The 18,411-nt window shown below is 71.9% G+C and carries 16 protein-coding genes; 4 read left to right on the forward strand and 12 right to left on the reverse strand.

What is annotated here, in order from left to right:
• The first annotated feature begins 127 nt into the window (after positions 1 to 127).
• Entirely contained in the window at positions 128 to 451 is a 324-nt protein-coding gene (locus ACLJQE_RS11835) for an MGMT family protein (protein WP_410639227.1), read from the forward strand.
• A 28-nt stretch (positions 452 to 479) separates the two neighbouring features.
• A complete protein-coding gene (locus ACLJQE_RS11840; protein ID WP_410639228.1) occupies positions 480 to 1,337 on the forward strand; it encodes a siderophore-interacting protein in 858 nt (285 codons plus the stop codon).
• Between the two features lie 17 nt (positions 1,338 to 1,354).
• On the opposite strand, the gene ACLJQE_RS11845 is transcribed toward ACLJQE_RS11840, so the two are convergent.
• Complete coding sequence (locus ACLJQE_RS11845) at positions 1,355 to 2,167, reverse strand: uroporphyrinogen-III synthase (protein WP_410639229.1); 813 nt, start codon at positions 2,165 to 2,167, stop codon at positions 1,355 to 1,357.
• Positions 2,160 to 3,128 (reverse strand): helix-turn-helix transcriptional regulator, encoded by a 969-nt coding sequence (locus ACLJQE_RS11850; protein WP_410639230.1) that lies wholly within the window; start codon positions 3,126 to 3,128, stop codon positions 2,160 to 2,162. Before ACLJQE_RS11850 ends, ACLJQE_RS11845 begins: the two co-directional genes overlap by 8 nt.
• Positions 3,129 to 3,190: 62 nt before the next feature.
• On the opposite strand from ACLJQE_RS11850, the gene ACLJQE_RS11855 reads away from it, so the two are divergent.
• Both ACLJQE_RS11855 and ACLJQE_RS11860 read left to right on the forward strand, forming a co-directional pair.
• Entirely contained in the window at positions 3,191 to 3,586 is a 396-nt protein-coding gene (locus ACLJQE_RS11855) for a DUF3224 domain-containing protein (protein ID WP_410639231.1), read from the forward strand.
• Between the two features lie 9 nt (positions 3,587 to 3,595).
• Positions 3,596 to 4,699, forward strand: a complete 1,104-nt coding sequence (locus tag ACLJQE_RS11860; protein WP_410639232.1) for a DNA glycosylase AlkZ-like family protein — start codon at positions 3,596 to 3,598, stop codon at positions 4,697 to 4,699.
• Positions 4,700 to 4,867: 168 nt separating this feature from the next.
• Here the strand turns inward: ACLJQE_RS11860 and ACLJQE_RS11865 are convergent, their stop codons facing one another.
• From ACLJQE_RS11865 to ACLJQE_RS11910, 10 genes are all read right to left on the reverse strand, one after another.
• Positions 4,868 to 5,530: a DUF4097 family beta strand repeat-containing protein gene (locus ACLJQE_RS11865; RefSeq protein WP_410639233.1), complete on the reverse strand. Its 663-nt coding sequence runs from the start codon at positions 5,528 to 5,530 to the stop codon at positions 4,868 to 4,870.
• A 96-nt stretch (positions 5,531 to 5,626) separates the two neighbouring features.
• The gene (locus ACLJQE_RS11870; protein ID WP_410639234.1) at positions 5,627 to 6,730 is read right to left on the reverse strand and encodes a uroporphyrinogen-III synthase; all 1,104 of its coding nucleotides are present in this window, start codon (positions 6,728 to 6,730) and stop codon (positions 5,627 to 5,629) included.
• On the reverse strand, positions 6,727 to 7,071 hold the full coding sequence (gene nirD, locus ACLJQE_RS11875) for a nitrite reductase small subunit NirD (protein WP_410639235.1): 345 nt from the start codon (positions 7,069 to 7,071) through the stop codon (positions 6,727 to 6,729). The genes ACLJQE_RS11870 and nirD overlap by 4 nt, the downstream gene beginning before the upstream one ends.
• Positions 7,068 to 9,575, reverse strand: a complete 2,508-nt coding sequence (gene nirB, locus ACLJQE_RS11880) for a nitrite reductase large subunit NirB (protein WP_410639236.1) — start codon at positions 9,573 to 9,575, stop codon at positions 7,068 to 7,070. The genes nirD and nirB overlap by 4 nt, the downstream gene beginning before the upstream one ends.
• Before the next feature lies 1 nt (position 9,576).
• Positions 9,577 to 10,971, reverse strand: coding sequence for a nitrate/nitrite transporter (locus ACLJQE_RS11885; protein ID WP_410639237.1), 1,395 nt, complete (start codon positions 10,969 to 10,971; stop codon positions 9,577 to 9,579).
• Positions 10,968 to 12,395 carry an FAD-dependent oxidoreductase gene (locus ACLJQE_RS11890; protein WP_410639238.1) on the reverse strand — a complete coding sequence of 476 codons (1,428 nt, stop codon included), beginning with the start codon at positions 12,393 to 12,395 and terminating at the stop codon, positions 10,968 to 10,970. The genes ACLJQE_RS11885 and ACLJQE_RS11890 overlap by 4 nt, the downstream gene beginning before the upstream one ends.
• A 73-nt stretch (positions 12,396 to 12,468) precedes the next feature.
• Positions 12,469 to 14,517 carry a molybdopterin oxidoreductase family protein gene (locus ACLJQE_RS11895; protein ID WP_410639239.1) on the reverse strand — a complete coding sequence of 683 codons (2,049 nt, stop codon included), beginning with the start codon at positions 14,515 to 14,517 and terminating at the stop codon, positions 12,469 to 12,471.
• 455 nt (positions 14,518 to 14,972) lie between these two features.
• On the reverse strand, positions 14,973 to 15,770 hold the full coding sequence (locus ACLJQE_RS11900; RefSeq protein ID WP_410639240.1) for a TIGR02569 family protein: 798 nt from the start codon (positions 15,768 to 15,770) through the stop codon (positions 14,973 to 14,975).
• A 174-nt stretch (positions 15,771 to 15,944) separates the two neighbouring features.
• A complete protein-coding gene (gene moeZ / locus ACLJQE_RS11905) occupies positions 15,945 to 17,120 on the reverse strand; it encodes an adenylyltransferase/sulfurtransferase MoeZ (RefSeq protein WP_410639241.1) in 1,176 nt (391 codons plus the stop codon).
• 109 nt (positions 17,121 to 17,229) lie between these two features.
• Positions 17,230 to 18,384: a DUF3152 domain-containing protein gene (locus ACLJQE_RS11910; RefSeq protein WP_410639242.1), complete on the reverse strand. Its 1,155-nt coding sequence runs from the start codon at positions 18,382 to 18,384 to the stop codon at positions 17,230 to 17,232.
• Positions 18,385 to 18,411 lie beyond the last annotated feature (27 nt).

An 18,411-nucleotide genomic window follows, 5' to 3' on the forward strand; every position in this document is an offset into this window, starting at 1 on the left:
ATGGAACCACGCCGGGTCCCCCAGGTGGTGCACCGGCACGGCTTAGCGGGGGCGCGTTCGGTGAAGGCGCCCGGCGGTGCGGTGGATGGCTTCCCGAAATGTCGTACCCGTGCGGCAGAGTGTCGGTATGGACGACGTTCTGCACGAGCGCGTGCGGGAAATCATCGGGTCCGTGCCGTCCGGCACGGTCGCGACGTACGGCGACATCGCGGCCCTGGCGGGAGCGCCGTCGCCGCGGATGGTCGGCGCGATCCTGGCCGAGGACGGGCACGACCTGCCGTGGCACCGCATCCTGCGCGCGAACGGCACCCCGGCGCCGCACCTGGTCCACGACCAGCTGGAACGGCTGCGCACGGAAGGCGTGCTGGCCGATGGCCAGCGGGTCGACCTGCGGAAGTACCGGTGGAAGCCGGACGGAGAGGAGGACACCGGACCCGAAGGACTGTTCTGAACCGGCCTTATTAGGTTAGCCTCGCCTAATGACAACTGAGGTGGAGCGGCCGTCCCTGACGTACCACCGGGCGCTGGTGACCGCGGTCCGGCCGGTGACGCCGCACATGGTGCGCGTGACGTTCGCCGCGGAAAGCTTCCGCGACGTACCGGCCGGGGCGCCCGACCAGTACGTCAAGGTGTTCTTCCCGCTGCCGGGGCAGGCGGCGCCGGTGCTGCCGGAGACCGGCTCCGACGTCATGTCCTGGTACCGGACGTACCTGGCGATGCCGGACGACGTCCGCCCGCCGATGCGCACGTACACGGTCCGGGCCCACCGCCCGGAGGCGGCGGAGATCGACGTCGAATTCGTGCTGCACGGCGATTCGGGACCGGCCTCGGCGTGGGCGTCGCGGGCGGAACCGGGCGACCGGGTGACGTTCACCGGGCCGTACGGGCTGTACGCGCTGCCGGAGAGCTGTGACTGGCAGCTGCTCGTCGGCGACGAGACGGCACTGCCGGCGATCGGCGCGATCATCGAGCAGCTGCCGCCGGGCGCGCGGGCCTCGGTGTACGTCGAGCTGGCGGACCGCGCGGATCGGCAGGCGTTCGAGACGAACGGGGCGGTGGAGATCCACTGGGTGCTGCGCGGCTCGCGCCCGCTGGGCGAGGCGCTGCTGGAGGCTCTGCGCGGGGCGAAGTTCCCGGCCGGGACGCCGTACGCGTGGGTGTCCGGCGAGGCGGGCGTGGTCAAGTCGGTGCGGCGCCACCTGGTGCGCGAGCGGGAGGTCGGCAAGCGGCTGATCTGCTTCACCGGGTACTGGCGGCAAGGGATGAGCGAGGAAGCGGCGGGCCGGGAGGCGGTCCGGGCCGCGGAAGCGGGCGAGCTTCCGGCCGACGAGGACTGACGGCTCCCGATCGGACGCTAATCCGGCGGCGCGAGCTTCGTGACCAGCAGCTTCACCAGCGCGCCCAGCCGCTGGCGCTCCGGCTGCAGCGTCCTGACGCCTGCCTCCTCCAGGGGCGCCGCCGTCACCGGGCCGACGCACGCGCAGACCAGCGGGCCGCGCAGGACCGCCATGAGCTCGTCGTAGTGCCCGGACGTGCGGGCCAGCGTCAGGAAGTTCGCCGCCGCCGGGGCGCTCGTGAAGGCCAGCGCGGCCAGGTCGCCGGCCACCGCCGCGTCGATCAAGCCGTACACCGGGGTCACGTCCGGCGGTGAATGCCAGCGGTACGGCTGCACCTCGACCAGCGACGCCCCGGCGTGCACCAGCGGATCGGTGAGTTCCGGCAGCGGCGTTCCGTGCAGCTGGACGGCCACCCGCGCGCCCTCGATCCCGGCCGCCGCCAGCGCCCCGAACAGTTCCGCGTTGCTCTCCGAAGGGGCCGAAAAGGACTCGCGCAGGCCGGCCCCGCGGACCGCGCCCACCGCCTTCGGGCCGCGGGCGTAGATCCGGGACTCCCCCAGCGCCGCAGCGAGCCGGTCACGCAGGCCCCAGGTCTCGGCCGCCTCGAGCCAGCCGCGGAACCCGGCGCCCGTGGTGACCACCGTGAAGCCGACCGGCTCCGCCAAGACCGCCTCGGTGCCCGCGCGCAACGCAGGGTCGCGGTCCAGGGGCACGATGGTGATCGTCGGCGCGTGCCGGACTTCGGCGCCGTAGCGTTCGAGGGCGGCGATGAATTCGCCGGCTCGCCGCTCCGCCGTGACACCGATCGCGATGCCGCTCAGCTCACCCATAGAACGCGCCCATCTCCTCGATCGCTTCGGCCAGTTCCGCCCGCAGCTCCTCCGGTGCCAGGACCTCCAGGTGCGGCCCGAAGCGCAGCAGCTCGCCGATGGCCGGTTCGCCCGGCTCCACCGGCAGCTCCACGGTGAGCCAGCCGTCCGCGTCGGGCTCGTTCCGGCACTCCCGCAACGCGAGGGCGCCGACGGAACCTGCGTAGAACGGTACGAGAGCCTGTGCCCGCGGCGAAAGCCGCACCACCGCGACGCGCGGGAACATCCGGCGTTCGAACTGCTCGGACCACTCCTGCCAGTACCGCGCGAGGTCGAAGCCGGCCGGCCGCTCGAAGACTTCGCCGAGGTCGGTCAGCTCCAGCACGCGCGAAATCCGGTAGGTCCGGTCGGTGCCGTCGCAGCGCCCGGCGAGGTACCAGTTGCCCGCCTTGAGGATCAGCCCCAGCGGCTCCAGCTCGCGCTCGACGACCCGCTGGCCCCAGCGTTCGTAGCGGATGCGGATCCGGTGCGACGACCACACGGCGTCGGCGATCGCCGACAGCACCGGCAGGCTTTCGATGCCCCGGTGCCAGCCGGGGACGTCCAGGTAGAACCGCTCGGCGACACGGCCGGCGCGGTCGCGCAGCTCGGCAGGCAGCGCGGCGTACAGCTTGAGCTGGGCCGCCGCGAGCACCGTGCCGAGCCCCAGCTCGGCCGCCGCCACGGGCAGGCCGGCCAGCGAAAGCGACTGGGCCTCTTCTTCGGTCATCCCGGTGAGCCGGGTGCGGTAGCCGTCGACCAGCCGGTAGCCGCCGGTCCGGCCGCGGTCGGCGTACACCGGGACGCCGGACGCCGAAAGCGCGTCGATGTCCCGGTAGACCGTCCGCACCGAGACCTCGAGCTCGTCGGCCAGCTCCTCGGCCGTCATCCGGCCGCGGTTCTGCAGCAGCAGGAGGACGGACAGGAGGCGGCTCGCGCGCATCATCCGATTCTGGCAGAAATACCTGACACGAGCTGACAGGTATGCCCGGCAGGGTGGTCCCCATGAACGGATTCAAGACGAAGAACTGGGACGAGAAGATCGTCAGCGGCACCGAGGGCGGTCCCCGGGTGGCCTACGCACACGCCACCTTCGCGTACGAAGGGGTCATCGAGGGTGAGTCGATCTGCGACCTTCTGCTGAACTACGTGGGCGAAGGGTACGAAAGCGGCCAGACGACGGCGCCGTCTTTCGAGCGCTTCGAGGGCAAAGTCGACGGTCGCGAAGGGACGTTCATCGTGCGCCACGAGTACACGTTCGACGCCAAGGGCATCGCCTCGACGTTCACCGTCGTCCCCGGCTCGGGCACCGGCGGGCTGGCCGGGCTCACCGGCGGCGGCACCGTCCGCGGCGCGACGGGCGAGGAGAAAATGGGCTACACCTTCAAGTACGCGTTCTAGGAGCCGCACATGGACCGCCGCCAGGTACTGGCCTACCGCATCGCCGAGCACGGCCTGCACCGCTCGGCGCGGGACGTCGCCGGCCTCGCCGTCGTCCGGGCCGGGCTGCAGGACAGCATGCGCGACACCGCGCTGCTCGCCCTCGCCGCCCGGCTCGACGGCCCGGTGTCCCTCGAGGACGACGAGCGGCTGGTCCTGGCCTGGACGTTGCGCGGCGCGCCGCACCACCACCTCCGCACCGACCTGCCGGAGACGATCCGCGCGCTGATCCCGCTCGACGACGCCGACGCGCTGGCCCGGATGCTGTGGCAGCGCAAGGAACTGGCGGCAACGGGGCTGGCCGCGTCCGAAGTGGTGTTCACCGCGGCCGCCGCGCTCCGGGAGGTCGTCACGAAACCGATGACGAAGGGCGCGGTTTCGGCGGCCGTCACCCGGCGCCTGCCCCCGGCGTTCGCGCGCTGGTGCCGCGGCTGCAACGCGACGCACATCCACGAGCAGCTGATGCGCATCGCCGCTCCCCTCGGCGGCCTCCGCCTGGTGGCGGGAGCATCCCCGGCGACCTTGGCTCCGTTGGCGGGTCGTGGCCGGTTGCGGAAGACCCCGGACCCGGCGGCGGCGACGGCGGTGCTCGAGCGGTACCTGCGCCTCAACGGCCCGGCGTCCCCGGGCGAGGCGGCGGAGTTCGCGGGCACGGCCCGGGCGGTGGTCGACCGGACGTGGCCTGCGGGCCTGGCCGAGGTGCGGGTCGAGGGCAAGACGCGCTACCTGCCCGCGGACCGCGTCGCGGCGCTGGAGAACCCACCGGAGCCGGACGTGGTGCGCCTGCTGCCGCCGCTGGACCCGTTCATCCAGGCCCGCGACAAGGCGTTGCTGGTCCCGGACCCGCTGCGGCGCAAGGAAGTCTGGAAGATGCTGGGCAACCCGGGCGTCCTGCTCGCGGACGGCGACGTCGCGGGCACGTGGCGCACGAAGGGCAGCGGCACGAAGCTGACGATCACGCTGACGGCATTCGACCCCCTGCGCCCGTCGGTCCGCGAAGAAGCGGAAGCCGAGGCGGCCCGCGTGGCCACAACCCGCGGCTTCGAGAAGCACACGGTCACCTGGACCGCCTGACCTCACCCGCGGGGCGCCGCCCCCCGATCTCCACACTACCGCCGGGCACCGACAGTTCCGGATCCCCCCAAGCGCCCCAATGTGGCCTTGGGTGCGTTGAACGCACCCAAGGTGGCCTTCGGTGCGTTGAACGCACCGAAGGCCACATTGGGGCGCTCCAGGCCGGCCTCACCGGCTGTGGGCGTCGATGTCGCCGTAGGACGTGGTGGCCTGGATGGTCAGGGCCGCCGTGCCCTCGTTCTTGAGGGCGTTGCGGATCCGGCCGTACGTCGTCCCGGCGTCGAGGGATGCCGAGACGCCGGTGGCCGCGCCGACCGTGATGTCGCCGGCCTGGGTGCTCAGGACCAGGCCGCCGCTCGCCGCTTCGGCGATGCGGATGTCGCCCTTGCCGGTGGTGATCTCCGCGGAACCGGCGAGCCTGCCGACCGACACGTCGCCCGCGTGGGTCGTCAGGCGGAGGGTCGCGGCCTCGTCGAAGACCACCTCGCCGTGCGCGCCGTCGACGGTGACGTCGCCGAGGCGGCCGACGCCCCGCAGCTCGATGCTCGCGGACTTGGCCTCCACGCGGGAGCCGGCGGGCAGCTCGACCGTCACGTCGACGGCGCCGGACGGGCCGAAGTACTGGTTCTTCGCCGCGATCTCGATCCGCAGGACGCCGTCGTCGAAGGACACTGCCGCCTCCGAGGCCGCCTTCACGTCGCGGCTCTTGGCGGGGTCGGCCGGGTCGACCCGGACCGTGGTGTCCTCGCGGAGAGCCGCGACGAGCCGGACGCGCCCGGCGGGGACGTCGAGGACGGTGGTGATCGGGGCGGGGGTGGCGAACTTCTGCATCGGATTCTCCTTGCCGAAGGGGTGGTGTGAAACCACCTTCGCCGGGCCCGCTGACACCGGAAGGCCACCGCACTGACACGGCCGCTGACACGCCGGTCAGGCGTCGACAGCCAGCCGGTATCCCCGCTTCACCACCGTCTGGACGACCTTCCCGCCCCCGAGTGACGTCCGCAGCCTGCCGATCGCCGTCTCCACCGCGTGCTCCTCGCCGCCGCCCGGCAACGCCGAGATCAGCTCGCGCCGCGACACCACCCGCCCCGGCGACGCCGCCAGGGCCCGCAGCAGCGCCATCGGCGCCGGGGCCACTTCGCGCCACTCGCCGTCCACGATGGCCGCCTGGCCGCGGAGCTCGATCGAATGCCCGTCCGCCCGCAGGCGCGGGGAGCGGGCCACCAGGGTTTCCGCCACCGTCCGGGCCAGTGCGCCGATCCGCGCGCGGTGCGGCTGGACCGTCGGCACCCCCAAAGCCGCCAGCGGGCCGGCCGTGATCGGGCCGACGCACGCCGCCACCACCGGGCCGGACAGCGCGGTGACCAGTCCCGGCAGCCGGCCCGTGCGCCGGGCCAGTGCGATGAGCGACGCCGCCGCCGGCGCGCTGGTGAACGGCAGTGCGTGGATCGAGCCGTCCAGGACGCCGTCCAGCAGCCGGTCCACCGGGCCCGGGTCGACCGGGCCGACCCAGCGGTACACCGGGATCTCGATGACCTCCGCGCCGGCCGCGCGCAGCGTGTCGACGAAGTACGGCAGCGGCTCGCCGTGCAGCTGGATCGCGATCCGCAGCCCGTCGACCCCCGACGAGAGCAGGTGCTGCAGCAGTTCCGCGTTGCTTTCCGAAGCCGGCGAATACGACTCCGAAAGCCCGGCCGCGCGCAACGCGCCGGTCACCTTCGGCCCGCGGGCCAGCAGCGACGCCGCCGAAAGCCGCGCCAGCAGAGAATCCCCCAGCCCCCACCCCTCGGCCGCCTCGAGCCAGCCGCGGAAGCCGATGCCCGTCGTCGCGACCACCGCGTCCACCGGCGCCTCCAGCAGCCGCGCCGTCGCCGCGTGCAGCTCGCGGTCGTCGGTCAGCGGCACGATCCGGATCGCCGGCCCGTAGCGGACGCTCGCCCCCTTGCGCACCAGCAGCGCGCCGAGCTCGTCAGCCCGGCGCGCCGCGGTGATGCCGATCACGAAACCGGCCAACGGGAGGACATCTGTCACGGACTCTCCACTTCGACAACGCCTTCCCGCACGCGCACCTCGTAGACCGGCACCGAGACGTCCGAAGCGTCCAGGCACCGGCCGCTGTCGAGGGCGAACCGCTCTTTGTAGACCGGCGAAGCGACCACCGGCACGCCGTCCGCGTCACCGACGATGCCACGCGAGAGCACCGCCGCGCCGCTGCACGGGTCCCAGTTCGACAGGGCGTACCACCGGTCGCCGGGCAGCCGGAAGATCGCCACCTGCACGCCGCCGTCGAGCAGCGCCGCCACCCCGGCGTACTCGGGCACCGCACCGACGGGGCAGACCGCCGTCCAGGTTCGTTCGATCGACGTGGTCATCGCCGCACCTCCGGGACTCCCAGCATGACGGGCACTTTCTGGGCACGCTCTTCGCGGAACGAGATGGCCGGGTCGGGCGCGCCCGGCGCGTTGACGAACGAGGTGAAGCGGGCCAGCTTCTCCGGGTCCTCCAGGACGCCCTTCCACTCGTCGGCGTAGTTGTCGACGTGCTTGGCCATCGCCGCGTCGAGGTCTTCGCAGATGCCGAGCGAGTCGTCGACGATCACCGCGCGCAGGTGGTCGAGGCCGCCGTCGAGCTCCTCGATCCACGGCGCGGTCCGCTGCAGCCGGTCGGCGGTGCGCACGTAGAACATCAGGAACCGGTCGATGGTCCGGATCAGCGTCTCCGTGTCCACATCGGACACGAGCAGGTCGGCGTGGCGCGGGGTGGTGCCGCCGTTGCCGCCGACGTAGAGGTTCCAGCCGTTCTCGGTGGCGATGATGCCGAAGTCCTTGCTGCGCGCCTCGGCGCATTCCCGGGCACACCCCGAAACCGCCGACTTGAGCTTGTGCGGCGAGCGCAGGCCGCGGTAGCGCAGTTCCAGCTCGATCGCCAGCCCGACGCTGTCCTGGACGCCGTAGCGGCACCACGTCGACCCGACGCACGACTTGACCGTCCGCAGCGCCTTGCCGTAGGCGTGCCCGGACTCGAAGCCCGCGTCCACCAGCCGGCGCCAGATCAGCGGCAGCTGGTCCACGGTGGCCCCGAACAGGTCGATCCGCTGCCCGCCGGTGATCTTGGTGTACAGCCCGAAGTCGCGCGCCACCTCGCCGATGACGATCAGCTTGTCCGGGGTGATCTCGCCGCCGGGGATCCGCGGCACCACCGAGTACGTGCCGTTGCGCTGCAGGTTCGCCAGGTACCGGTCGTTGGTGTCCTGCAGGGTCATCTGCTCGCCGCCGAGCACGTGCCCGTTGCCCAGGGTGGCCAGGATGGACGCCACCGCCGGCTTGCAGATCGCGCAGCCGCTGCCCGAGCCGTAGCGGCCGATCAGCTCGCTGAACGTCGTGATCCGCGTGGCCTGGACGATCTCGAACAGCTCCGCGCGCGACTGCGTGAAGTGCTCGCACAGCGCCTTCGACTGCTCGACACCGGCCGCGGTGAGCAGCCTGCCCAGCAGCGGGACGCACGACCCGCAGGCGGTGCCGGCGCGGGTGCAGGCCTTCAGCTTCGGGACGGTGTCGCAGCCGTCCTCGTGGATGGCCTGGGTGATCGTGCCCTTGGTCACCGCGTTGCACGAGCAGATCTGGGCCGCGTCGGGCAGCGCGTCGACGCCGACCGCGGCACCCCCGCCCGCCGGGGCGAGGATCGCGCCCGGCTCGGCCGGCAGCGGACGGCCGACCAGGGCACGGAGGGTGTTGTACTCGGTGGCGTCGCCGACGAGCACACCGCCGAGCAGCGTCTTGCCGTCGTCGGTGACCACGAGCTTCTTGTACGTCCCGGCGACCGCGTCGTTGACGGCGACCTCGAGCGCCCCTTCGGTCGCCGCGTGGGCGTCCCCGAAGGAGGCGACGTCGACGCCCATCAGCTTGAGCTTCGTGGACGTGTCCGGCTCCGGGAACGTCCCGGCCCCGCCGGTGAGCTGGGCGGCGACGATCTCCGCCATCGCGTACCCGGGCGCCACGATGCCGTACACCTTGCCCTCGACCGCGGCGCATTCGCCGATCGCGTAGATCGACGGGTCGCCGGTGCGGCAGGAGGCATCGGTGAGGACGCCGCCGCGCGGGCCCAGCTCCAGGCCGGACTGCCGGGCGAGGTCGTCGCGCGGCCGGATGCCGGCGGAGAACACGACGAGGTCGACGTCGAGCTCCGTGCCGTTGCCCAGCTTGGCCAGCAGCCGCGAGCCGTCGGCCTCGATGGAGCTGGTGGACGTTCCCGTGTGGACGGTGACGTCCAGCGCCGTGATCATCCGGCGCAGCATCGACCCGCCGCCCTCGTCGACCTGCAGCGGCATCAGCCGCGGCGCCATCTCGACGACGTGCGGGGACAGGCCCATGTCCCGCAGCGCCTTCGCGGCCTCCAGGCCGAGCAGGCCACCGCCGATGACGACGGCCGAGCGCCGTCCGCGGCCCGGCTTCTCGACCGCGGCGGCGCGGATCGCGTCGAGGTCCTCGATGGTCCGGTAGACGAAGCAGCCGTCCAGGTCGTGCCCGGGCACCGGCGGCACGAACGGCCGCGAGCCGGTGGCCAGCACGAGCGCGTCGTAGGAAACCGATGCACCGGACGCGGTGGTGACCGTCTTCGCTTCGCGGTCCACCGAAGTGACCAGCTCACCGAGCCGGAGCTCGACGTGCGGGTCGCCCTCGTAGTCCGAGCCGGGGAGCGCCAGCGAAGCCGGGTCCCACGTGTCCACGTAGGACGTCAGCGCCACCCGGTCGTACGCCGGGCGCGGCTCCTCGGACAGGACGACGACGTGCCAGGTGCCTTGTGGGTCTTCCGCGCGCACCGCCTCCACGAGCCGATGGGCGACCATGCCGTGTCCGGCGACGACCAAGGTGGGCATCTCAGACCTCCGCTCCCGCGAGCGCCAGACCGCGCTCACTCGTGGGCTGTTCGGCGGGCTTCCGCAGGTAGACCGCCCAGGTGACGGCGAAGCAGAGCCCGTAGAAGATCAGGAATCCGACGAAGGCGGGCACGCCGCTCTTGGCGTCGGCGAACGACTGCCGGAAGGCGAGGTTGATCAACAGGCCGCCTTCGGCACCGATCGCGCCGGCCAAGCCGATCAGCGCGCCGGACAGCCGCCGGGCCTTGAGCAGCTCGGCCGCCTCCTCGGCGCCGTTCGAGATGGCGATCTTCGCCTTGGCGCGGAAGATCGCCGGGATCATCTTGTACGTCGAGCCGTTGCCGATGCCGGCCAGCACGAACAGCACCACGAACGCGACCGTGAACAGCACCAGCGACTTCGAGGTCGAGGCCAGGATCAGCACGACCGTGGCCAGCGCCATGCCGATGAAGGTGACGAAGGTGATCTTGCCGCCGCCGATCCGGTCGGACAGCCAGCCGCCCACCGGCCGGGAGAGCGAGCCGAGCAGGGGACCGAGGAACGTCACCGCGGCCGCCTGCAGCGGGGTGCGGCCGAACTGGTTCTGCAGCACCAGGCCGAAGGCGAAGCTGTAGCCGATGAACGAGCCGAATGTGCCGATGTAGAGGAACGACATCACCCAGGTGTGCGGCTCCTTGACGACCTCGCGCATCGCCTTGGTGTCGCCCTTCATGCTGGCGAGGTTGTCCATGTAGAAGTACGCGAGCACGGCGGCGACCACGATCAGCGGGACGTAGATGTAGAGCACCAGCCGCGGCGCGGTCGCGCCCGCCGTGCCGATCACCAGCAGGCCGACCAGCTGGATCGCCGCGACGCCGAGGTTGCCCCCGCCGGCGTTGAGGCCCAGCGCCCAGCCCTTGTGCTTCTCGGGGTAGAAGGCGTTGATGTTCGTCATCGACGACGCGAAGTTGCCGCCGCCGACCCCGCCGAGGGCCGCGACCAGCAGGAACGTGCCGAGCGACGTGCCGGGGTGCAGCACGATCGCGGCCAGCACGGCCGGGATCAGCAGCAGCACGGCGGACACGACCGTCCAGTTGCGGCCGCCGAACTTCGCCACGGCGAAGGTGTAGGGCAGCCGCATCAGGCCACCGATCAGCGTCGGCGTCGAGACGAGGAGGAACTTGTCCGCGGCGGAGAAGCCGTAGTCCTTGCCCATGAACAGGACGATGACCGACCACAGCGTCCAGATCGAGAAGCCGATGTGCTCGGCGAAGACGGAGAACCACAGGTTGCGGCGAGCGATCTTCTTGCCCGTGGACTCCCAGAACTCTTCGTTCTCGGGTTCCCAGTGTTCGATCCAGTGCTTTCCTTGGTGGGCCACGGGGTTCTCCTTCGTGCGGCGGTTCGTGGTGGTCATTGCGCGGCGAGCCAGTTGGCGATGCCGCCGACGGCGTCCGTGCACCCGCCGCATCCCGTGGTGGCTCGCGTGGCCCGCGCCAGTGCGGGAGTGTCGGTGGCCCCGGCCTTCCAGGCTTCGATCAGCCGGCCCTTGGTGACGTTGTTGCAGCGGCAGATCACCGCGGCCGCGGGCAGGTCGGCGGGACTGGCCGCGGGGGTGCTGCCGCTGGGCAGCGCGCGGCCGAGCAGGACGGCGAGCCGGTCTTCCGGCAACAGCGTCCCGCGGTCGTGGAACTGGGTGATGGTCGCGGCCGCGTCGGGCAGGCCGAGCAGGATCGCCCCGGTCACGCGGTTTTCGCGGACCACGAGCTTGCCGTACCGGCCGCCCGTCGGGTCGTTGAACGTCAGCACCTCGACGTCGGCGTCCCCGGATTGGAGCTGCGTCTCGCCCAGCGCGGCCAGGTCGATGCCGCGGGCCTTGAGCCGGGTCACCGCGGTCGTGCCGCGGTAGCGGGCGGCCGCGTTGGTGCCGGTCAGGACGTCCGCCAGCACGGACGCCTGCTCCCACGCGGGCTGGATCAGCCCGGCCGGGGCGCCGGGGTGGCGGGCGCAGTCGCCGAGTGCGTGGATCCGGCCGTCGCTGGTGCGCAGCGTGTCGTCGACCAGGATGCCCATGTCGACGTCCAGCCCGGCTTCGGCGGCCAGGCTCGTCTCGGCGCGGACACCGGCGGCCACGACGACCAGGTCGGCCGGGACGAGGCTGCCGTCGTCGAGCTTGAGCCCGTCACCGGGCAGGTACCGGGCGGCGGTGGCGCCGAACTTGAACGTCACGCCCATGTCGGTGAGCTGCCGGGCCAGCACGTGCCCGGCGGCCGGGTCGAGCTGGCGTTCCATGACGTGGCCCAGCGGGTGCACGACGGTCACCTGGTTGCCGCGCCCGGCCAGGCCGCGGGCGGCTTCGAGGCCGAGCAGGCCGCCGCCGAGGACGGCGACCGGCGCGCCGAAGCGGGCGGCGTCGAGGATCTTGGCGCAGTCGTCGAGGCTGCGGAAGGCGACCACGCCGGGCCCGGCTTCGAGGCCTTCGACCGGCGGGATCCACGGGTTGGCCCCGGTGGCGAGCACGAGGGCGTCGTAGTCGACGGCGGATCCGTCGGCCAGCTCGACACAGCGCTTCTCGCGGTCGATGCGGGCGACGTCGACGCCGAGCCGCAGGTCGATGTTGTGGCGCGTGGCCCACTCGTCGTCGTGCAGGCGAACGCTCTCGGCGCTCATGCCCCCGGCGACGACGGCGGACAGCAGCACGCGGTTGTAAGCGGCGTGCTTCTCGGCACCGAGCACGGTCAGCCGGACCCGCTCGGCGATCGGGTCGCGGCGGCGGATCTCGTCGGCCAGGCGGGCACCGGCCATGCCGTACCCGACGATCACAACTTCACGGGGGCTCATGCGCCCACCTCGCTGGCGCTCAGTGCGCCATAAGCCGAAGGCGCAGTGTTGAATGATTCGCTCGCAAGCTCGCTCATGCGGCACCATCCACAGTAGACAGAGACACGGCACACACCTTGAACTCCGGCATCCGGGAGACCGGGTCGAGCGCCGGGTTGGTGAACAGGTTGGCGCGCTGCTCACCGGGAAAGTGGAACGGGAGGAAGACCAGGTCGGGCTTGAGCGACTGGACGAACCGCACCTTCGCGACGGTCTCGCCGCGACGCGATCGGATCCGGGCCGCGTCGCCCTCTTCGAGCCCGGCGCGCTTGGCGGTGTCCGGGTGGACCTCGACGAACACCTCCGGGACGACGTCGTTCAGCTCGTCGATCAGCCGCGTCTGCGCGCCGGACTGGTAGTGCTGCAGCACGCGGCCGGTGGTGGCCTGCAAGGGGAACTCCTCGTCCGGCACCTCGGCGGGGCCGGTGTGCTCGACCGGCACGAACCGCGCGCGGCCGTCCGGGTGGGCGAAGGTGTCGAGGAACATCCGCGGGGTGCCGGGGTGGTCGTCCGACGGGACCGGCCAGTGCAGGGCCTCGCCCGCACGGAGGCGGTCGTAGCTGACGCCGGCGTAGTCGGCGATGCCGCCCTTCGACGCGATCCGCAGTTCCTCGAACACCGTCTCGGCGTCGGCCGGGAACCGGCCTTCGGGCTGGCCGAGGCGGTCGGCGAGACCGTTGAGGACGTCCAGGTCGGACCGGACGCCCGGCGGCGGGGTCAGCGCCTTCCGCCGCAGCAGGATCCGGCCTTCGAGGTTGGTGAGCGTGCCGTCTTCCTCGGCCCACTGGGTGACCGGGAGGACGACGTCGGCCATGGCCGCGGTCTCCGACAGCACGAAGTCGGCGACGACCAGGAAGTCCAGTGAAGCCAGCCGGTCCTGGACGCGCTGCGAGCGCGGTGCCGAGACGACCACGTTGCTGCCGAACACCATCAGCGCCTTCGGGCCGTTCTCCTGCCCGAGCGCTTCGAGCAGCTCGCTGGCCGAGCGGCCGGGGCCGGGCAGGCTGTCGGCGTCGACACCCCACACCCCCGCGACGTACTCGCGCGCGGCCGGGTCGTCGAGCTTGCGGTAGCCGGGCAGCTGGTCGGCCTTCTGGCCGTGCTCGCGCCCGCCCTGGCCGTTGCCCTGACCGGTGAGGCAGCCGTAGCCGGCACCCTTGCGGCCGGGCAGGCCGAGGCTCAGCGCGAGGTTGATCCAGGCACCGACGGTCGCGGTGCCGGTGGCGTGCTGCTCGGTGCCGCGGGCGGTGAGGATGTAGGCGTTGCGGGCGGCGGCCAGCTTTTCGGCGGCGAGGCGCATGTCGGCGGCCGAGACACCGGTGACGCGCTCGGCACGCTCCGGCCACCAGCTCGCGGCGATCCGCCACATCTCGGCGAACCCGCTCGTCCGGTCGTCCACATAGGACTGATCGAGGTGGCCGCCTTCGACGACGGCGTGCAGGATGCCCAGTGCCAGCGCGAGATCGGTACCGGGCGCGGGCGCCAGGTGCAGGCTCGCCAGCTCGGCGGTCGGCGTGCGGCGCGGGTCGACGACGATCAGGTCGGTGCCGCGCAGGTGCTGGGTGAACGGCGGCATCGTCTCGGCCGGGTTCGCCCCGGCGAGCAGCACGACGTCGGCGGTCTTCAGGTCCGTGACGGGGAACGGCATCCCGCGGTCGGCCCCGAAGGCCTTGATCCCGGCGGCGGCGGCCGACGACATGCAGAACCGGCCGTTGTAGTCGATCTGCGAGGTGCCGAGCGCGACGCGGGCGAACTTCCCGAGCAGGTAGGCCTTTTCGTTGGTCAGCCCGCCGCCGCCGAAGATCGCGACCCCGTCCGCGCCGTGGGTTTCCTGCGTCTCACGCAGTTTCCGGGCGACGTGGTCGAGGGCGAAGTCCCAGCTGACCGGCTCGAGCGCGCCGTCGACGCGCAGCATCGGGGTGGTCAGCCGCTTCGGGCTCGTGAGGAGGCTGCCGGACGTCCAGCCTTTCTGGCACAGACCGCCGGCGTTGACCGGGAAGTCCCGCGGCGACACGCGGGTGCCGTCAAGGCTCATCCCGCACTGCAGGGCGCAGTACGGGCAGTGGGTGTCGACCTGCGGCATCGGGCACCTCCTCGGCGTTTCGGGCTTGCCCTGACGCTAAGGAGGCCGTGTTAACCGGATTCGACCGAATGTTTCAGGCAGTTGACATTGCGGCGGTGTTTCCGCCGCCCGCCCGGTGAGATCGGCGTCCACGGACCGGGAGTCCGGAGGTCAGCGGGCCGAAAAGGGGCATGACGCGCAATCGTGCGACGTCGGTCACAAGGGACACTCCAGCACTTTGGCGAGCATCCAGCGGGTGCCGACCGGATCGACCAGGGAGTGCGGGCAGGGGTTCCGGCAAAGTCGTGTCGTTGCAGGCAGCGCCGCAAAGCGCTATCAACCCACCACCCCGAAGCCCGATTGTGACTACGGCCGGTAGCACCGCGTCAAGGCGGGAAAGCGTGCCTTGACCCGGCACCACCGGCCGCGTTCTGGCTTCGTATCGGGGTGGCGGGGGAGTCTGGGTGGGGTGCCGGTCACAAGACTCCGGACACCTCACGCGCCGCCGCGCGCAAGCCGTCCAGTGACGCCTGCGTCGAACGGGGGTTCAGCGCGTTCGACGCGAGCCGGAACAGCACCGCGCGCAGCAGCAGCTGCGGCCACTCCGGCAGGTGCGCCCAGCGCTCCAGGAGGTCACGGCCCGCGCCGCCCCAGGCCAGCGCGTCGACCGCGACGATCGCCGCGCCGTACTCGCCCGGGCGGTAGTACGGGACGAAGTCGACGATGCCCGGCACGTCGTCGCCGTCGAAGAGCAGGCCCGCCAGCAGCTCGCCGTGGGCCACCTGGGCCGGCAGCCGGATCGGGCGGCGGGCGCCGGCCAGCACCTCGAACCAGCGGCCGCCCTTCGTCTCCGCCAGCGGGACGTCGAGCTCTTCCCAGGCGACGCGGTCGGCGACCGCGTCGACGTCGGTGCGCGTGTCGAGGAACTCCGGCCGCGGCAGGCCGACCGTGGCCCGGTGCAGCTTCACCGCCGCCAGCACCGACGCGTCGCCGCGGTGCTCCGGCGTGCCGGGGACGAACCGCGACGCCGTCCAGCCGCCGACGATCCAGCGGCCGTCGGAGGACCGGACCGGCTTGCCGACCCGCAGCCCCGGCTCGCGGACGTAGTCGAGGGCGTGCGCGGTCCACAACGTCCTGGCCTTGTCGGTGACCGGCTTGAGCACGAGGTCGCCGCAGTGCCACGCCGTCGAATCCGGCAGCCGCTCACCGCCGTCGGCGGGACCGCCGAAGGCCGCGCAGACGTGCGCCGGAGGACGTTCGAGGGTTGACCGCACGAGCGTGACGTTACCCGGCCGGGTGTTCCACGATCGAGAAGACGCGCTGGTCACACACCGTTTCCCGGACCACCCGAAGCGCCCCAATGTGGCCTTGGGTGCGTTCAACGCAACCAAGGTGGCCTTCGGTGCGTTCAACGCACCGAAGGCCACCTTGGGGCGCTTGGGCCACTGTCAGTAGGTCGGCAGGCTCGGGTCGATCTGCTTCGCCCAGGCGAGCACGCCGCCGCCGAGGTGCGTCGCGTCCTTGAAGCCGGCCGCGTGCAGGGCGGCGAGGGCTTCGGCGGACCGGGCCCCCGACTTGCAGTGCAGGACGATCGGCTTGTCCTGCGGCAGCTCGGACAGCGCCTCGCCCGAAAGGATCCGGTCCTTCGGGATCAGCGTCGCGCCCTTGATGTTGACGATCTCGTACTCGTGCGGCTCGCGGACGTCGATCAGCGCGAAGTTCTCGCCGCTGTCGAACTTGGCCTTGAGCTCCGCCGGGGTGATGGTGCTGCCCGACGCCGCCGAAGCCGCCTCGTCGGAAACGACACCGCAGAACGCCTCGTAGTCGATCAGCTCGGTGATCTTCGGCGTGTCCGGGTCCTTGCGGATCTTGACCTCGCGGTACTTCATCTCCAGCGCGTCGTAGCTGATCAGGCGGCCGAGCAGCGGCTCGCCGATGCCGGTGATCAGCTTGATCGCCTCGGTCACCATGATCGAGCCGATGGACGCGCACAGCACGCCCAGCACGCCACCCTCGGCGCAGGAGGGAACCATGCCCGGGGGCGGCGGCTCCGGGTAGAGGTCGCGGTAGTTGAGGCCCTTGCCGTTCGGCGCGTCCTCCCAGAACACGCTGACCTGGCCCTCGAACCGGAAGATCGAGCCCCAGACGTACGGCTTGCCGAGGAGCACCGCGGCGTCGTTGACCAGGTAGCGCGTGGCGAAGTTGTCGGTGCCGTCGACGATCAGGTCGTACTGCTCGAAGATCTCCAGGGCGTTCGACGAGTCCAGCCGGTCGGTGTGCAGGTGCACCTTCACGAACGGGTTGACGTCGGCGATCGACTCCTGTGCGGACGCGGCCTTGAGCTTGCCGACGTCGGCCTGGCCGTGGATGACCTGGCGCTGCAGGTTCGACTCGTCCACGACGTCGAAGTCGACGATGCCGAGCGTGCCGACCCCGGCGGCGGCCAGGTACAGCAGCGCGGGGCTGCCGAGGCCGCCGGCCCCGATCACCAGGACCTTGGCGTTCTTCAGCCGCTTCTGCCCGGCCACCCCGACGTCCGGGATGATCAGGTGACGGCTGTACCGGGCCACCTCTTCCTTGGTGAGCTCGGCAGCCGGCTCGACGAGCGGCGGCAGTGCTGACATGGGTCCTCCATCTCGCGCGCGTATCGCGTCCATCCCACTATGCACAACGCGCGCAGGCAAATAAGCCTTCCCGCGTCCGCATGCTGGGACAACCGCGGGCCGATGGCCGCTACGGCGTCGGGTTCGGCCAGGCGTTGGTCTTGCAGATCCGGCCGTCCTTGGCCACCTTGCCCTTGTCCCCGCCGGGGATGTCGTTGAGCATCGCGACGTAGTCGTCGTTGACGCCGAAGGACTGCTGCATCATCACCGGCGCCGGCTGGTCGTTGCCGCCGCAGCCGACGTGCTTGTTGCCCAGCGCGTGCCCGACCTCGTGGTTGATGGCGTACTGCCGGTACCCGGTCATGTCGGCGCCGTAGGCCTTCGCGCCGCGCACCCAGCGGGCCAGGTTGATCAGCACGCGGCCCATGCTCTTGCGGTAGCAGGACGCCTCGAACTTGATCTGGAAGCCGCAGGCGTCGGCGCGGTGCGTCGTGTCCGGCGTGGTGAGGCTCACCCGGAACGAGGGGTTCGGGAAGTTGGCGTCGACGCGCTGGAAGGCGACCTTGCCGTCCCACGTCCAGCTCTTGGGATCGGACAGGGTGCCCTGCACGGCCGTCGCGAAGGCGTCGTCGCCGGCGTAGCTCGACGGGTCGATCCCGTCCTCGACCTCGACGGTGTAGGTGTACAGCGTCCCGCTGCCGATCTTCGGGCCGCTGCCCGGGACGACGTGCCACTTGCCCTGGCCGGTCTGCGTGTACGGGCTGCCGTTCGGCAGGTCCGCCGTCGGCACCTTGAGGTCGACCGGCGTGGCCGGGTTCTCCGGGATGCCCTGGTCCCCGTTGCCGTCGATGGCGCCGCCGGAGGTGTCGCCACCCGCCGACTCGACGCCGGGCACGCCGCCGCCGGCGCCCTGCTCGGCGATCGGCTGGGCCGGGCTGTTGGCGGTGTTGACCACGACGAGCACGGTCAGCACGACCAGGATCGGCAGGGCGTAGACGCGCCAGCCGTAGGTCTTGGTCAGCTGCGCGATGCCCGACTTCGGCGCCTCGGCCTGCTTCTCCCGCGGGGCTTCGACCTGCGGCTTCCAGGAAGCGCTCAACGGCTCGGCGCTGGTCCGGCGGCCGCCGGGGCGGTAGCGGTCCTCGTCGACGCGCAGCGCGGGCGCCTTCGACGGGCGGTACTGCCCGGTGCGGGGGTGGTCCTCGGCGTCCGGCGCCCGGCGGGCCGATGCGCGGTGGGGCGGCCGCCGATCGTCGCCTCGCGCGTCCTGCTTCACCCGGTCCACCGCACCAGGGTGCCACAGCGGCGAGGC

The sequence above is a fragment of the Amycolatopsis sp. lyj-346 genome (assembly GCF_046548975.1).
Classification (GTDB): Bacteria; Actinomycetota; Actinomycetes; order Mycobacteriales; family Pseudonocardiaceae; genus Amycolatopsis.